Raw genomic sequence first — 14,697 nt, forward strand, 5'->3', positions numbered from 1 at the left:
GACGAGGTCAGACATGCCCGAGCCGACGCTGAGGATTGCCACCCCGGATCAGGGCGCGCGCGCCGCGATCTTTACCGATGCGGATGCGGCGGTTTCTCATCTCAAGGCGCTTTATACCGAGGCGACGGGGTTCCTGCGCGACCGGTTCGCCGAGACGCTGCGGCAGGGTGCGCCCGGCGATATCCGCTACCGCGCCTTCTATCCCGAGATCCGGATCACGACCGCCACCTATGCCGTCACCGACAGCCGGTTGAGCTTTGGTCATGTCGCCGAGCCGGGCACCTATGCCACCACCGTCACGCGGCCCGACCTGTTCGGCAATTACCTGCGCCAGCAGATCGGATTGCTGATCAAGAACCACGGCGTGCCTGTCGAGATCGGTCCGTCGCTGACGCCCATTCCGGTCCATTTCGCGGTGGCGGGCGACAGCGCCGTTTCCGTGCCGCAGGAGGGCGCGGGCGATTTCACGTTGCGCGATGTCTTTGACGTGCCGGACCTGTCCACGACGCATGACGATATCGTCAATGGCCTGGGCTTCACCTACGAGGACGGGGCGCATCCGCTGGCGCCCTTCACCGCGCAAAGGGTGGATTATTCGCTGGCGCGGCTGGCGCATTACACCGCGACCGATCCGGTGCATTTCCAGAACCACGTCCTGTTCACGAACTACCAGTTCTATGTCGACGAGTTCGAGGCCTATGCCCGCGCCATGCTGGCCGATCCGTCCAGCGGCTATACCGGTTTCGTCGCCACCGGGAATGTCGAGATCACCGACGCGCAAACGCCCATCACCCAGCCGCCCAAGATGCCGCAGATGCCGACCTATCACCTGAAGCGGGCGGATGGGAACGGCATCACGCTGGTCAACATCGGGGTCGGGCCGTCGAATGCCAAGACGGCGACGGACCATATCGCGGTTCTGCGGCCTCATGCCTGGGTGATGGTGGGCCATTGCGCGGGCTTGCGGAATTCGCAGCGGCTGGGCGACTTCGTGCTGGCCCATGCCTATCTGCGCGAGGACAAGGTGCTGGACGACGACCTGCCGGTCTGGGTCCCGGTGCCTGCGCTGGCCGAAATCCAGGTCGCGCTGGAAAACGCCGTGGCGCATGTGACCGAGCTGGAAGGCTTCGAACTGAAGCGGATCATGCGGACCGGAACGGTTGCGAGCCTCGACAACCGGAACTGGGAATTGCGCGACCAGACCGGGCCGGTGCAGCGCCTGAGCCAGAGCCGCGCCATCGCGCTCGACATGGAAAGCGCGACGATCGCGGCCAACGGGTTCCGGTTCAGGGTGCCTTACGGGACGCTTCTATGTGTGTCGGACAAGCCGCTTCATGGCGAACTGAAGCTGCCCGGCATGGCGTCAGATTTCTACAAAACCCAGGTTGCACGGCATCTTTTGATCGGCATCCGGGCCATGGAAACACTGCGCGACATGCCGCTGGAACGGCTGCATAGCCGTAAATTGCGGTCTTTCGAGGAAACAGCCTTCCTCTGAAGGGCAAAAAAACGCCGTCTAGGCCATGTTTTTGGGCTTTTTCGGTATGCGAAGCGTTGTGTGGGCCCACAATATTCGGTTAGTTTGTGCGGAACGGGCCCAAGGGCTCGGGCAGTCGTCAGGAGAACAAGACCAATGGCAAACAAACCCATGACCAAAACCCAGCTCGTTGCGGCCATCGCCGAAGAGATGGGCGGAGACAAGAAGACCGCGGGTGCAGCGCTGGACGCCGTGACCGCCATCGTGACCCGTGAAGTCGCCTCGGGCGGCGCTGTCACCCTGCCGGGCATCGGCAAGGTCTATTGCCGCGAGCGCCCCGAGCGCATGGTGCGCAACCCCGCCACCGGCGAGACGATCAAGAAAGAGGCCGACAAGCAGGTGAAGGTCACCGTCGCCAAGGCCCTCAAGGACAGCGTCAACGGCTGACCCGACAGAACCCTTTGGGTTCGAACAGGCCGCGCCCGGATCGGGCCGCGGCCTTTTCGTTTTTGCATGGCGGGTTTGCATCGGCCGGACGGGCCGGAAATCCGCTTGCCCCCGCCCTGCGTTGCGCGTTTTCTGCGGGCAGGGACGGGAAGGCGGTTCATGGACATTCGCGCGCTGCTTGGAGGGCTGTTGTTTGCCCTGATCTGGTCATCGGCCTTTGCCTCGGCCCGGATCATCGTGGAGGCGGCGCCGCCGCTGACAGCGCTGGCGCTGCGGTTCCTGATTTCGGGCGTGATCGGCATCGGCCTTGCGCTGGCCATGGGGCAATCCATGCGGCTGTCGGCGGCGCAATGGCGGGCGGTGGTGATCTTCGGCATCTGCCAAAACGCGCTGTACCTCGGGCTGAATTTCGTGGCGATGCAGTGGATCGAAGCCTCGCTTGCGGCGATCATCGCCTCGACCATGCCGCTGTTGGTTGCGGCCGCGTCTTGGGCGCTGTTCCGCGACAGGCTGCCGGCGCTGGGTCTGGCGGGGCTTGCGGCGGGCTTCTTCGGCGTGGGGCTGATCATGGTGCAGCGCTTGTCGGGCGGGGCCGATGCCTTGGGTATCGTGCTGTGCCTGATCGGGGCGGTGGCGCTGACGGTGGCGACGCTGGCGGTGCGGGTTGCGGCGCAGGGCGGCGGCAACCTGCTGATGATCGTAGGTTTGCAGATGCTGGTCGGCTCTGTCGTGCTGGCCCCGATTGCGGCTGTGACCGAGACGCTGGTGGTGGAATGGTCGGTGCCGCTGGTGGTGGCCTTCGTCTACACCACGTTGATGCCGGGGTTGGTGGCGACGCTGATCTGGTTCTGGCTTGTGGGCCAGATCGGGGCGACGCGGGCCGCGACCTTTCACTTCCTGAACCCGGTTTTTGGCGTGGCCATCGCCGCCGTCCTTCTGGGTGAGGGGCTGTCATGGGTGGATGCGCTGGGCGTGGCCATTGTGGCGGCAGGCATTCTGGCGGTGCAATTGTCGCGCGCCAAGCCGGCCTGAGCGTCTTTCACGCGCAGATCACGTGCATGTTGGGTGACAGGATTCATCCTTCGGCGCATCAGGGCGCATGGAATTCATTCTTGCATATGGCGCGGGCCTGCTGACGCTCATCAACCCCTGCGTTCTGCCGGTCCTGCCAATCGTGCTGGCCGGTGCCCTGCAGGCCAGCCGCTTTGGTCCGTTGGCTTTGGCCAGCGGAATGGGGCTGGCCTTTGTCACGCTGGGGTTCGGGGTGATCGCGGCGGGCCATCTGGTGGGCCTGACCGAAGAGATGGTGGCGCGCGCGGGCGCGGTGCTGATGGTCGGGTTCGGGTTGGTGTTGATGATCCCGCAAGCGCAGGCGCGGTTCGCGCTGGCCACGGCCGGCGTCGCAGACCGCGCCGATCAGGGAATGCGGGATCTGCCGCGCGAGGGATGGCAGGGGCAATTTCTCGGCGGGCTTCTTTTGGGGGCGGTCTGGAGCCCTTGTGTCGGGCCGACATTGGGGGGTGCGATCTCGCTTGCCTCGCAGGGCGAGGATCTGCTGCGCGCCTTCGGCATCATGCTGGGTTTTGCGTTGGGCATCGGGACAGTTGTGGTTGCGCTGGGTCACGGCGCGCGCGGGCTGTTGCGGCGGCACATGGGAACCCTACGCCGCTTTGCCCAAGCCTCGCGCCCCATGCTGGGGGTGGTTTTCGTTTTCGTCGGCGTGGCGATCTTGCTGCGCTGGCATCACATGGCCGAGATCTGGCTTCTGGACCGATTGCCGGTCTGGCTGGTGGATCTGTCGGTCGCGCTTTGAGTTTTGTCGGGGAGTTGACGTAAATGCACAAACGAACCTTTCTCATCGGTGTCGGCGCGCTGGCCCTGACGCCTTTGGCCCGGACGGCGGCGGCGATGGTCGACTATACGCCCGGTCTGGTCGACCAAAGGCTGGCGGCGGGCGAGACGCTCTTGGTGGATTTCTGGGCCAGCTGGTGTTCGACCTGCCGGGCGCAGACCCGCGTGATCGAGGCATTGCGTGCCGCGAACCCCGCCTATGACGCGGCGATCGGCTTTGTCCGGGTGGATTGGGACCAGCATGGCGACGGGGAGCTGTCGCGCCGCCTGAACATCCCGCGTCGGTCCACGCTGGTGCTGTTGCGCGGCGATGCGGAACTGGGCCGGATCGTCGCCGGCACGCGGGAGCCGGAAATCCGCGCGCTTCTGGACCTTGGGCTGGGCTAGGGCAGGCGTTCGGCCACGACGACAAGATTGTCGACCGCCCAAAGCGGCGGGATTGAACCGGCCCGCGTGTCGGAAGACAGCGGCGCTAGCGTCAGCGTGATCTCTCCCGCGGTGGTGACCGCCGCGACGTCGACATGGAGCCTTTGCACCGAAAGCGCGGGGGGGCCAGCCAGACTGCGGGGGTTGTTGATCCGGCTGCGCAGCGCGATGCGGTCGCTGCGACCAAGGATTTCGGGGGCAGGCGCGGCTTGACCATCCGATGCGAAACGCTGGCGCAGCACCTCGGCCCCGTCGATGACGACCGAAAGCGCCAGCGCGGAGACATCTTCGAAGGCGACAAGATCGAAGGATAGGAGCGCGCGCACCGTTCCCTCGGGCAGGGCGATGACGCGGGTCATCGGTTGATCGGCTGGATCGGCCAGCCAAACCGGCCCGAGGCCCGGGTGATCGACGTGGCGCATCCCCGCCGACCATCCCGCGATTGCTGTCCCGCCGTCTTCGAACAGGACGAGCGTTTCGGTGTCGGACAGGGCGCGCAGCCCCCCGACCTCGACGCCGAACAGGCGGGCCGCAGCGGGCGGGCCGGTGCGGATGGCCGCACCGACAATGACCGCGAAAGCGATCAGCGCAACGGGGATCAGGGCCCAGTCAAGCCGCAGATGCCCCGGACGATCAATTCGACGGTGAGCAGCCGCCATGAGAAGACATCCAGTCCATAGACCCAAGTCTGTCCGGGATCGGGTGGAATTGTGGCAAAAACGGGGCAGGGATCGGGTTGTTTCGCAGCAGCAATCCCGCAACGGAACCTGTCGCCCGGATCAGATCGCATTGTCGCGGAACCGGCCACGATGGCCGGCCACGATGGCTGGGACGCGGGCCGCCTGTTAGCCGATGCGACCGCCCCGGTTGCCCACCTGCCCGCGATGGAGCAGCAGGTGATCGAGCAGGACGCAGGCCATCATCGCCTCGCCCACCGGAACGGCGCGGATGCCGACGCAGGGGTCGTGGCGGCCCTTGGTCACGATCTCCGCCGCGTCGCCCGATTTGGTGATCGTCTTGCGCGGCGTCAGGATCGAGGAGGTCGGCTTGACCGCGAAGCGCACCACGACCTCCTGCCCGGTGGAGATGCCGCCAAGGATGCCGCCTGCATGGTTCGAGGCATAGACCGGACCATCCTCGCCCATCGAAATCTCGTCGGCATTCTGGCTTCCGGTCAGCGCGGCAGCCGCCATGCCGTCGCCGATTTCCACGCCTTTGACCGCATTGATCGACATCATCGCGGCGGCAAGGTCGGTGTCGAGCTTGCCATAGATCGGCGCGCCAAGGCCTGCGGGAACGCCGCGCGCCACGACCTCGATCACGGCGCCGACGCTGTCACCGGATTTGCGCAAGGCGTCGAGGTATTCGGCCCATTCGGCAGCGGCCGTCGCATCGGGCACCCAGAAGGGATTGCGCTCGATCTCATCCGCGTCGAAGCGGGTGCGGTCGATCCCGTGCGGACCCATCTGGACCATGTAGCCGGTGATCGAAAGCCCCGGAACAAGATCGGCCAGCGCCGCGCGCGCCACGCCGCCCGCGGCCACCCGCGCCGCCGTTTCCCGCGCGCTGGACCGCCCGCCGCCGCGTGGGTCACGGATGCCGTATTTCTGCCAATAGGTGATATCGGCATGGCCGGGGCGGAATTTCTCGGCGATGTCGCCGTAATCCTTGGAGCGTTGATCGGTGTTGCGGATCATCAGCTGGATCGGCGTTCCGGTCGATTGCCCCTCGTAGACGCCGGACAGGATTTCCACCTCGTCGGGTTCGCGGCGCTGGGTGGTGTATTTGTTTTGCCCCGGCTTGCGCCGGTCGAGCCAGTGCTGGATGGCCGCAGCCTCGATCGGCACACCGGGCGGGCAGCCGTCGACCGTCGCCCCGAGCGCGGGCCCATGGCTTTCGCCCCATGTGGTGACGCGGAAGAGGTGGCCGAAACTGTTGAGGCTCATCGCGCGGGCATCCCTGTTGCTTTGGCCCACGGCCTAGCGTCCCAAGCGCCAAATGCCAAGGTGCTTGCACAGCGCGGGGTGCGGCGCTAGCTGTTGGCACACCTCGGGGTGGTCGTGATGCGGCCTGAGATGCGCGAAAGGATGCGCGAACCCGTTGAACCTGAACCGGTTAGGACCGGCGGAGGGAAGGTTTGCGGGTCACGAACGAACCCCACACTTCACTTCGCCCGTCGCAATGGAGGAGTGAGAGATGAAACACACCATCATCGCTGCGGGGTTGAGCGTTTTCGCAGGGGCGGCCTTTGCGCAGGCCCCGGTGCTGACGGTCTATACCTATGACAGCTTTGTCTCGGATTGGGGCCCCGGCCCGGCGATCGAGGAAGCCTTCGAGGCAACATGCGGGTGCGATCTGCAATTCGTCGGCGCGGGCGATGGCGCGGCGCTTTTGGCGCGGGTCAGGCTGGAGGGGGAACGGTCCGAGGCCGATGTGGTCCTTGGTCTTGATACCAACCTGACGGCGGCCGCGCGCGACGCGGGGCTGTTTGCCCCCCATGGCATCACGCCCGAGGGGCTGACCCTGCCTGTCGCGTGGGAGGATGGGGAATTCCTGCCCTTCGACTGGGGTTATTTCGCCTTTGTCCATCGTGCGGATCTGGACGGGGTGCCCGGCTCCTTCGAAGAGCTGGCGGCCTCCGACTTGTCCATCGTCATTCAGGATCCGCGCTCCTCGACCCCCGGTCTGGGTCTGTTGATGTGGGTGCAGGCCGCGTATGGCGCGGATGCCGGCGCGATCTGGGAGGGGCTGTCCGACAATATCGTCACCGTCACGCCCGGCTGGTCGGAGGCCTATGGCCTGTTCCTCGAGGGCGAGGCCGACATGGTGCTGAGCTACACCACATCCCCCGCCTATCACCTGATCGCGGAGGAGGATGCCGGTTTCGCCGCCGCCGGTTTCGACGAGGGGCATTACATGCAGGTCGAGGTGGCGGGGATGCTGGCGGGAACCGACCAGCCCGAACTTGCCCGGGATTTCCTGCGCTTCATGCTGGGTGAGGCGTTCCAGAACGTCATCCCGACAACGAACTGGATGTATCCCGCCGCCCTGCCGGCCGAGGCGCTGCCCGACGGGTTCGAGACGCTCCTGACGCCCGCGCGGCCCATCTTGCTGTCGCCCGAGGAGGCCGCGGCGGTCCGTGATGAGGCATTGGCCACATGGCAAGCCGCGCTCAGCCGCTGAGTGGATTGGACAGGACGGGCGCGGTGTTCGCCGCGCTCGTCACCTTGGCCGTTCTGGGGCCCTTGGCCGCCGTGATGGCGCGGGCGGATTGGCCGCTGGCGCTGGGACCTGCGGACCTTGCTGCGATCCGGTTCACGCTGGTGCAGGCCGCGCTGTCGGCTGTGTTGAGCGTCGTGCTGGCGATCCCCGTGGCGCGCGCGCTGGCGCGGCGGGATTTCGCGGGGCGGCGGATGCTGGTGACGCTGATGGGCGCGCCGTTCCTGTTGCCGGTGATCGTGGCGGTTCTGGGCCTTTTGGCGGTCTTTGGGCGGGCGGGCTGGATCAACGCGGCGCTGGCGGGCATCGGTTTGGGGCGGATCGATGTCTACGGGTTGCAGGGCGTGGTTTTGGCCCATGTCTTTCTCAATCTGCCATTGGCGGTGCGGCTGATCTTGCAGGGTTGGCAGGATATCCCGTCGGAACGGGTGCGGCTGGCCACGGCGCTGGGGTTTTCCGGAGCCGACATGCGCCGCCATTTCGAGCGGCCCTTGCTGCGCGCGGTGCTGCCCGGTGCGGCGCTTTTGATCTTCCTGATCTGCACGACGAGTTTCGCCGTGGCGCTGATCCTTGGCGGGGGACCGCGGGCGACGACCGTGGAACTGGCCATCTATCAGGCGTTCCGGTTCGATTTCGATCTTGGACGGGCGGCGGCGCTGGGGCTGGTGCAGGTGGCCATCTGTTTCGGCGCGGGGGCGCTGGCCTTTGGCGCGATCCGGGGGCGGGAACTGGGCACGGGGCTGGATCGCCCGCCGCTGCCATGGCCCGGGGATGGACGCGGGGCGCGCGCGGGCGATGCGCTGGCGATCACGCTGGCCGCGCTGTTCTTGCTGCTGCCGCTGGTGGCGGTGGCCATCGCTGGCCTGCCGGCGCTGGCGGGGATGCCGGGACTGGTCTGGCACGCGGCCCTGCGGTCGGTGGTTCTGGCGCTGGCCTCTGCCGGGCTTGCCGTGGCGCTGGCCTTGCCCATCGCGCTTTTGGTGGCGCGCTTGCGGCGGCCCGGTCTGGTAGAGGGGCTGGCCTTTCTGACCATTGCCGTGTCGCCGCTGGTGATCGGAACGGGGATGTTCGTGTTGATCCGGCCATGGGGCGACCCGGTGGCACTGGCCCTGCCTGTGACGGGGCTGGTGAATGCGCTGGTGGCCTTGCCGTTCTTGCTGCGCGCGCTGGTTCCTGCCGCGGTGGCGGCGGAGGCCGGGCAGGGGCGCTTGGCCGAGTCTTTGGGATTGCGCGGGCTGTCGCGGTTGCGCCATGCGATCCTGCCCCGGCTGCGCCGCCCCTTGGGATTTGGTGCGGGGTTGGCGGCGGCGTTTTCCATGGGTGATCTGGGCGTGATCACCTTGTTCTCGACGCCTGGTCAGGGGACCCTGCCGTTGGAGATGTATCGCCTGATGGGGGCCTATCGCACCGATGACGCACAAGGCGCGGCGGTGCTTTTGATGGCGCTGACGCTGGCGGTGTTCTGGGTGTTCGACAGGGGAGGAAGGCTTGATGCTGTCGCTCGATGATCTGCGGCTGACGCAGGACGGGTTCACCCTGTCGATGTCGGGCGAGGTTGCGCGTGGTGGGCGTGTCGCGTTGCTGGGCGCGTCGGGCAGCGGGAAAAGCACGCTGCTGTGGGTGATCGCCGGATTTTTCTGGCCCGATGAAGGGCGCATCCTGTGGGAGGGGCGGGAGATCACCCGCGCGCCGGTGGCCGACCGCCCGGTCTCGATCCTGTTTCAGGACGGCAACCTGTTTCCGCATCTGTCCGTCTTCGACAACGTGGCCCTTGGGCTGCGCCCCGATCTGCGCCTGTCGGAGGCGGATCGCGCCCGGGTGGATGAGAGCTTGGGCCGTGTCGGCCTGTCGGGTCACGGGGCGCGGCGACCCGGTGTTTTGTCGGGCGGGCAGCAGGCACGGGTGGCCTTGGCGCGGATGCTATTGAGGGACCGGCCGCTGGCGCTGCTGGACGAGCCCTTTGCCGCGCTCGATCCGGGGTTGAAGCGCGAGATGCTGGCGCTGGTCGATGACTTGGCGCGGGACCGGGGGCTGACCTTGGTGATGGCGTGCCATGATTTGCGCGATGCGGAACGGCTCTGCGACCGGCTGTGGGTTCTCGACAATGGGGCCAAGGTGCTGGACGTGGCGATGGCGGGTCTGCGGGAGGATCCGCCCGTGGCGCTGGGCGCCTGGATCTGACGCCGCCCGCCGGAAACGAAAAACGCGCCCCGTGGGGCGCGTTTTCCTGTCTACTGGCCGGTTGGATCACTCGGCAGGCTGCGAGCCCTTGACGCGAGCCTTGACCGGAGCCCAGAGCCGCTTGTTCGACAGATACAGCAGCACCGACAGCACGCCCAGCAGCAGCACGGCGGTAAAGCCCATCTGCTTGCGCGCCATCAGCTTGGGTTCGGCCGCCCAGGTCAGGAAGGCCGCCACGTCGAGCGCCATCTGTTCCTCGGTCGCCTCGGTGCCGTCGCCGTATTCCACGGCGCCCTCCCAAAGCGGCGGAGCCATCGAGATGTAGCCGCCGGGGAAGGTTTCGTTGCCGTACAGCACCGAGCCGAATTCCTCGCGCTCGGACCCGGTGTAATGGGTCAGGAGCGAGGCGACGTATTCCGGACCGCCCATGCCGCGGAACAGCGGGTTCAGGCCAAGCCCGTAGGGGCCGCTGAAACCTGCGCGCGCTTTGGTCATCAGGCTGAGGTCGGGTGCACCGACCGAGTCGTTGACCGGGAAGTTGTCGTTGGGGGTGGCGGCGCGCCAATCCTGCAGTTCGGGGTCATAGACCTCGATGAAGTTCTGCTCGATGTAGGCGCGCACTTCGTCCTCGGTAAAGCCGGGGCCGCCTTCGTCAGAGAGCGTCCGGATCGGGACATAGCGCAGGCCGTGGCAGGCCATGCAGACCTGCGTATAGACCTGCAGCCCGCGCTGGAGCTGAACTTGGTCAAAGGTGCCGAAGGGGCCTTCGAAGGAGAAGGCGTAATCCTCGACATGGCCCGCCGCACCGGCTGCCAGCGCCGCCCCCGAAGAGAGGGCGAGCGTGGCGGCGGTGGCCGAGCTGAGGGCAAGTTTCCTGAGCATACTCAGTTTCCTTTCTTTCACTCGGCCGGCGTCGGCGCGGTGGCGGTCACGCCGCCATGGCCGTCGTGGTCTTTGCCGTAGTGGGCTTTGAAGTCTTCCTCGATCGTGGCCGGCGGGGTCGTCGGCTTTTCGATCACGCCCAGAAGCGGCAGGATCACGAGGAAATAGGCGAACCAGTAGGCCGAGCCGATCAGCGCGATATAGGGGTAGATCCCTTCGGCCGGCATCGCCCCCGCCCACATCAGGACGAAGAAGTTCACGATGAACAGCCAGAACCACCACTTGAACATCGGCCGGTAGCGGCCCGAGCGCACCGAGGAGGTGTCGAGCCACGGCACCAGCGCCATCACGATGATCGCGCCGAACATCGCCACCACGCCGAAGAACTTGGCGTCGACGATGCCCGCGGTCAGGAAGTCGACCAGCATCACCAGCCAGACTTCGCCGTCGAAGGCACGCAGGATCGCGTAGAACGGCAAGAAGTACCATTCCGGCACGATATGCGCGGGCGTCACCAGCGGATTGGCCTCGATATAGTTGTCGGGGTGACCGAGGTAGTTGGGCATGAAGCCCACGATCGCGAAGAAGACAACCAGGATCACGGCCAGCGCGAACAGGTCCTTGACCACAAAGTAGGGCCAGAACGGCAGGGTGTCGGCCTCGGCTTCCTTCTTGGACGTGCGGCGCACTTCAACACCCGTCGGGTTGTTGTTGCCGGTCGTGTGGAAGGCCCAGACGTGCACGATCACAAGGCCCAGGATTACGAAGGGCAGCAGATAATGCAGCGACAGGAAGCGGTTCAGCGTGGCATTGTCCACGGCCGGCCCGCCCAGAAGCCAGGTCTGGATCGCCTCGCCCACGAAGGGGATGGCACCAAACAGGCCGGTGATCACGGTCGCGCCCCAGAAGGACATCTGACCCCAGGGCAGAACGTAGCCCATGAAGGCGGTGCCCATCATCATCAGGTAGATGAGCATCCCGATGATCCACGTCACTTCGCGCGGGGCCTTGTAGGAGCCGTAGTAGAGACCGCGGAAGATGTGCAGATACACGGCGATGAAGAACAGCGACGCACCGTTCTGGTGGATGTAGCGGATCGCCCATCCCCCGTTCACGTTGCGCATGATGTGTTCGACCGAGGCGAAGGCCATATCGACATGCGGCGTGTAGTGCATCACGAGGATGATGCCGGTCACGATCTGGAGAACCAGTGTGAACACCAGCACGATGCCCCAGATCCACATCCAGTTGAGGTTCTTGGGGGTCGGGATCATCAGCGTGTCATACATCAGCGACACGATGGGGAGCCGGCGATGCAACCACTTTTCGGCGTTGCTCTTCGGCTCGTAATGGTCGTGGGGAATTCCGGACATGAGCGCGTTTCCTCCGGGTCAGCCGAGCAGGATCGTGGTTTCATCCACGAATTCTGCAACGGGAATGGGAAGGTTCTGGGGGGCGGGCCCGCGGCGAATGCGGCCAGCGCCATCGTAATGCGAACCATGGCAGGGGCAGAACCAGCCGCCGAAATCGCCCGCGCCGTCACCGATGGGCACGCAGCCCAGATGGGTGCAGACGCCGATCTGGACCAGCCATTCGCCGGTGTTCTCACCGGTGAAATCGGGCATGGAGCGGTTTTCGTCGGTCGCCGGAACCTCGCCGAGGTTGGGGTTGCGGGCGATCGGGTCGACAAGGTCATCCACCGAAACGGCGCGCGCCTCCGCAATCTCTTCTTCGGTGCGGTGGCGGATGAACACGGGCTTGCCGAGGAACAGCACGGTCAGCTGTGTGCCCACATCGACGCCCGACACGTCGACGCGCAGCTGGCTTGCGGCCTGCACGTCGGCGGAGGGGTTCATCTGGTTGACGAGGGGCCAAGCAGCCGCCCCAACGGCCACGGCGCCGACACCGGCGGTGGCGTAGTACAGAAAATCGCGGCGATCACCGCTATGGTCTTCGGCGTGTGACACGGTTTCGCGTCTCCCCTTGTTCTGGGTCCGGGGAATGCCGGACCTTGAAAACCCGAGAGGGCGAAGAGACTCGTCCCTTCACCCGGATAGTCCGCTGTCTATGGATTGGCGTTATAGGCGTCCAGCGGACAAACGCGCGCATCTTGGCCGAAATGTCGCATGCAAACCGCCGATTTCGGGCAAGTTTTCAGCCTTTGGGCGAAAAACCGAGCCGCCGCTTTCGCCTCGATTGAAGATCGGGCCGCATCAGGGCAGGGGGCGGCGCATCACCCGGTGCAGAATGCCCGATCCGTCGTCATACTCCGGCCCCTCCGCGACGAAGCCCAGAGCCTCGTAAAACGGGATGACGGAGACCTGCGATTCCAGCATGGCTTGGGTGAACCCGGCACTGCGTGCCTCGTCCAGCATATGGGCCATGATCTTGCGGCCAAGCCCCGTTCCGCGGGCCTGCGGCATCACCGCGACGCGCCCGATCTTGGCTACCGGGCCGCGTGCGATCAGGCGCGCGGTGCCCAAGGGGCCGCTGTCGTCCTCGGCCAACACATGGAGGCAGGTTTCATCCGCCTCGTCCCATTCCTCGGCCTCTGGAATGCCCTGTTCGTCGATGAAGACGGCGCGACGCACGGCGAAACAGGCCGCGCGGGCGGCCGTTGACGCGGCGGTGCCGATCCTCATGCGGGGGCGGTGCCGGCCATCGACGGGCGGGCGGCGAAGGTGGCATACCACGCGGCCAACGCCGGGCGCCCGGCGCGCCAGTCGCGCGCCCCGTGCCGCAGGTCGAGATAGCCGAGCGCGCAGGCAACCGCGATCTGCCCCATGTCGAGCGGACCCGCCAGATGGCTCATCCACTGTCCCTCGATCGCGTCAAGCGCGCGGCCGACCTTGCCCCACTGCCCCTCGACCCATGGGGCAAAGCGCAGCTCTTCGGGGCGGTAGCGTTCTTCGTAGATCATGCCGACTGCGGCCTCCATGATCCCGTCGGCCGTAGCCTCGAGCGTCAGCACCTCCCACAGGCGGGCCTCGGGATAGAGGGTGCCGCCGCGCGTGGCGTCGAGGTAGCGGGTGATGACCCGGCTGTCATAAAGCGTCGGCCCTTCGTCGCGCACCAGCGCCGGGATCTTGCCCAGCGGATTAGCGGCATTGATCCGTTCCTCGCCATGCACGGGCGAGGTGGCGACCTGCTCGAAGGGGATATCGGCGATGCCCAGTTCGGTGATCACGACGCGCGCCTTGCGCACGAAGGGCGAGAGCGGCGAGCCTAGAAGAACGTGGGTCATGCAAACCTCCGAAGACGAAGACGGGCGAGCGCCCCAAGGTCGATTTCAACACCCGGGCCGGTCGTGCCCAGCCGGATGCGGCGCCGCCAGCGGGCGGTGGCATTCATCTGACCCGGCGCATGGCCCAGATGCGCACCTTCGGGCATCCGGTCCATCTCGGCCTCGGCGGCTGGATGCAATGCCCGCGGGCGGGCATGGCACGCCGCGGCATAGGACAGGGCGGCGACCGCGCCATAGCGCAGGGCTGCGGCAGCGAACGGGGTGAACGGAATGGCCAAGGCGCAACCTCCCTTGCGGCTGGAACTTGCGCTCAGAGATAGGGGAAGGGCGTGTCGCTGTCCATCGGCGGCGGGCCGTCGCGCATGAGCCGGGCCAGCGTCTCGACCTCGTGACCGATGGGCGAGGCCGCGACCGCATCGGCAGCCCCCAGACGCGCGGCTTCGGTCTTGTTCTGGTTGAGTTTCCACGTCCCCTCGACCGTGTCCAGCGTGAAGCGGAAGGGCAGGATGCCCCGCATCATCCGCGCAAGCGCGTCCTCGGGCATCTTGTCGACGGTCCAGGGTGTCTTGGGGGACAGGCGATCCTCGAAATGGGCCGAGACGCGGTCCAGATGGCGGCGCATGTCGCCCGGATCGGCCGGGTGCAAATGCCCGCGCAGATGTACGGCGACGTAATTCCACGTCGGCACCTGCGCCGGATCGCCATACCAATCGGGAGAGACGTAGCCGTCGGGCCCCATCACGGCGATGACGAACGGGGTGGAAACCGTGACCGCCCGCGCAACGGGGTTGGAGCGGACAAGGTGCAATTCGCCCATCGTCGCATCCGCGTTCAGCCAGAACGGCACATGGCACAGCATCGGCCCGGCATCCCCGTTCACGCAAAGCGTGCCGAAACCGCGGGCGCGGGCAAAGGCCAGGTTCAGTGCCTCGGGTTCCGAGCGGAAGGCCGGGTTCGGATGCATCGGTAT

17 protein-coding genes and 1 riboswitch are annotated in these 14,697 nt (G+C 66.3%); of the genes, 8 read left to right on the forward strand and 9 right to left on the reverse strand.

Annotation, left to right across the window (positions count from 1 at the left end; genetic code table 11):
• Positions 1–13: 13 nt before the first annotated feature.
• From QQK63_RS16710 to QQK63_RS16730, 5 genes are all read left to right on the forward strand, one after another.
• Positions 14–1,498, forward strand: coding sequence for an AMP nucleosidase (locus QQK63_RS16710; protein WP_277824997.1), 1,485 nt, complete (start codon positions 14–16; stop codon positions 1,496–1,498).
• A 135-nt stretch (positions 1,499–1,633) separates the two neighbouring features.
• The gene (locus QQK63_RS16715) at positions 1,634–1,924 is read left to right on the forward strand and encodes an HU family DNA-binding protein (RefSeq protein ID WP_277824995.1); all 291 of its coding nucleotides are present in this window, start codon (positions 1,634–1,636) and stop codon (positions 1,922–1,924) included.
• 159 nt (positions 1,925–2,083) lie between these two features.
• On the forward strand, positions 2,084–2,956 hold the full coding sequence (locus QQK63_RS16720) for a DMT family transporter (protein WP_277824993.1): 873 nt from the start codon (positions 2,084–2,086) through the stop codon (positions 2,954–2,956).
• 67 nt (positions 2,957–3,023) lie between these two features.
• A complete protein-coding gene (locus QQK63_RS16725; RefSeq protein ID WP_277824991.1) occupies positions 3,024–3,737 on the forward strand; it encodes a cytochrome c biogenesis CcdA family protein in 714 nt (237 codons plus the stop codon).
• A 23-nt stretch (positions 3,738–3,760) separates the two neighbouring features.
• Positions 3,761–4,162: a thioredoxin family protein gene (locus tag QQK63_RS16730; protein WP_277824989.1), complete on the forward strand. Its 402-nt coding sequence runs from the start codon at positions 3,761–3,763 to the stop codon at positions 4,160–4,162.
• Here the strand turns inward: QQK63_RS16730 and QQK63_RS16735 are convergent.
• Positions 4,159–4,860 carry a hypothetical protein gene (locus tag QQK63_RS16735; RefSeq protein WP_277824987.1) on the reverse strand — a complete coding sequence of 234 codons (702 nt, stop codon included), beginning with the start codon at positions 4,858–4,860 and terminating at the stop codon, positions 4,159–4,161. The genes QQK63_RS16730 and QQK63_RS16735 overlap by 4 nt on opposite strands.
• A gap of 186 nt (positions 4,861–5,046) precedes the next feature.
• A complete protein-coding gene (aroC, locus tag QQK63_RS16740; RefSeq protein WP_277824985.1) occupies positions 5,047–6,147 on the reverse strand; it encodes a chorismate synthase in 1,101 nt (366 codons plus the stop codon).
• 94 nt (positions 6,148–6,241) lie between these two features.
• Positions 6,242–6,351, forward strand: a riboswitch (TPP riboswitch).
• Between the two features lie 46 nt (positions 6,352–6,397).
• On the opposite strand from aroC, the gene thiB reads away from it, so the two are divergent.
• The 3 genes from thiB to QQK63_RS16755 are packed head-to-tail and all read left to right on the forward strand — an operon-like array spanning position 6,398 to position 9,601.
• Positions 6,398–7,384 (forward strand): thiamine ABC transporter substrate binding subunit, encoded by a 987-nt coding sequence (thiB, locus tag QQK63_RS16745; RefSeq protein ID WP_277824983.1) that lies wholly within the window; start codon positions 6,398–6,400, stop codon positions 7,382–7,384.
• Positions 7,360–8,928 (forward strand): thiamine/thiamine pyrophosphate ABC transporter permease ThiP, encoded by a 1,569-nt coding sequence (locus QQK63_RS16750; protein WP_277824981.1) that lies wholly within the window; start codon positions 7,360–7,362, stop codon positions 8,926–8,928. The genes thiB and QQK63_RS16750 overlap by 25 nt, the downstream gene beginning before the upstream one ends.
• Positions 8,912–9,601, forward strand: a complete 690-nt coding sequence (locus QQK63_RS16755; protein WP_277824979.1) for a thiamine ABC transporter ATP-binding protein — start codon at positions 8,912–8,914, stop codon at positions 9,599–9,601. Before QQK63_RS16750 ends, QQK63_RS16755 begins: the two co-directional genes overlap by 17 nt.
• A gap of 66 nt (positions 9,602–9,667) precedes the next feature.
• Here the strand turns inward: QQK63_RS16755 and QQK63_RS16760 are convergent, their stop codons facing one another.
• The 7 genes from QQK63_RS16760 to QQK63_RS16790 form a co-directional block, all read right to left on the reverse strand.
• Complete coding sequence (locus QQK63_RS16760) at positions 9,668–10,483, reverse strand: cytochrome c1 (RefSeq protein ID WP_277824977.1); 816 nt, start codon at positions 10,481–10,483, stop codon at positions 9,668–9,670.
• A gap of 17 nt (positions 10,484–10,500) precedes the next feature.
• A complete protein-coding gene (locus tag QQK63_RS16765) occupies positions 10,501–11,856 on the reverse strand; it encodes a cytochrome b (RefSeq protein WP_277824975.1) in 1,356 nt (451 codons plus the stop codon).
• Positions 11,857–11,874: 18 nt separating this feature from the next.
• On the reverse strand, positions 11,875–12,450 hold the full coding sequence (gene petA / locus QQK63_RS16770) for a ubiquinol-cytochrome c reductase iron-sulfur subunit (RefSeq protein WP_277824973.1): 576 nt from the start codon (positions 12,448–12,450) through the stop codon (positions 11,875–11,877).
• A 246-nt stretch (positions 12,451–12,696) separates the two neighbouring features.
• Complete coding sequence (locus QQK63_RS16775) at positions 12,697–13,125, reverse strand: GNAT family N-acetyltransferase (protein ID WP_277824971.1); 429 nt, start codon at positions 13,123–13,125, stop codon at positions 12,697–12,699.
• Positions 13,122–13,727, reverse strand: a complete 606-nt coding sequence (locus QQK63_RS16780) for a glutathione S-transferase (RefSeq protein WP_277824969.1) — start codon at positions 13,725–13,727, stop codon at positions 13,122–13,124. Before QQK63_RS16780 ends, QQK63_RS16775 begins: the two co-directional genes overlap by 4 nt.
• Positions 13,724–14,005 carry a hypothetical protein gene (locus QQK63_RS16785; RefSeq protein WP_277824967.1) on the reverse strand — a complete coding sequence of 94 codons (282 nt, stop codon included), beginning with the start codon at positions 14,003–14,005 and terminating at the stop codon, positions 13,724–13,726. Before QQK63_RS16785 ends, QQK63_RS16780 begins: the two co-directional genes overlap by 4 nt.
• 32 nt (positions 14,006–14,037) lie before the next feature.
• Positions 14,038–14,691: an FMN-binding negative transcriptional regulator gene (locus QQK63_RS16790; RefSeq protein WP_277824965.1), complete on the reverse strand. Its 654-nt coding sequence runs from the start codon at positions 14,689–14,691 to the stop codon at positions 14,038–14,040.
• Positions 14,692–14,697 lie beyond the last annotated feature (6 nt).

This window comes from Roseicyclus marinus (assembly GCF_030163795.1).
GTDB lineage: Bacteria > Pseudomonadota > Alphaproteobacteria > Rhodobacterales > Rhodobacteraceae > Roseicyclus > Roseicyclus marinus.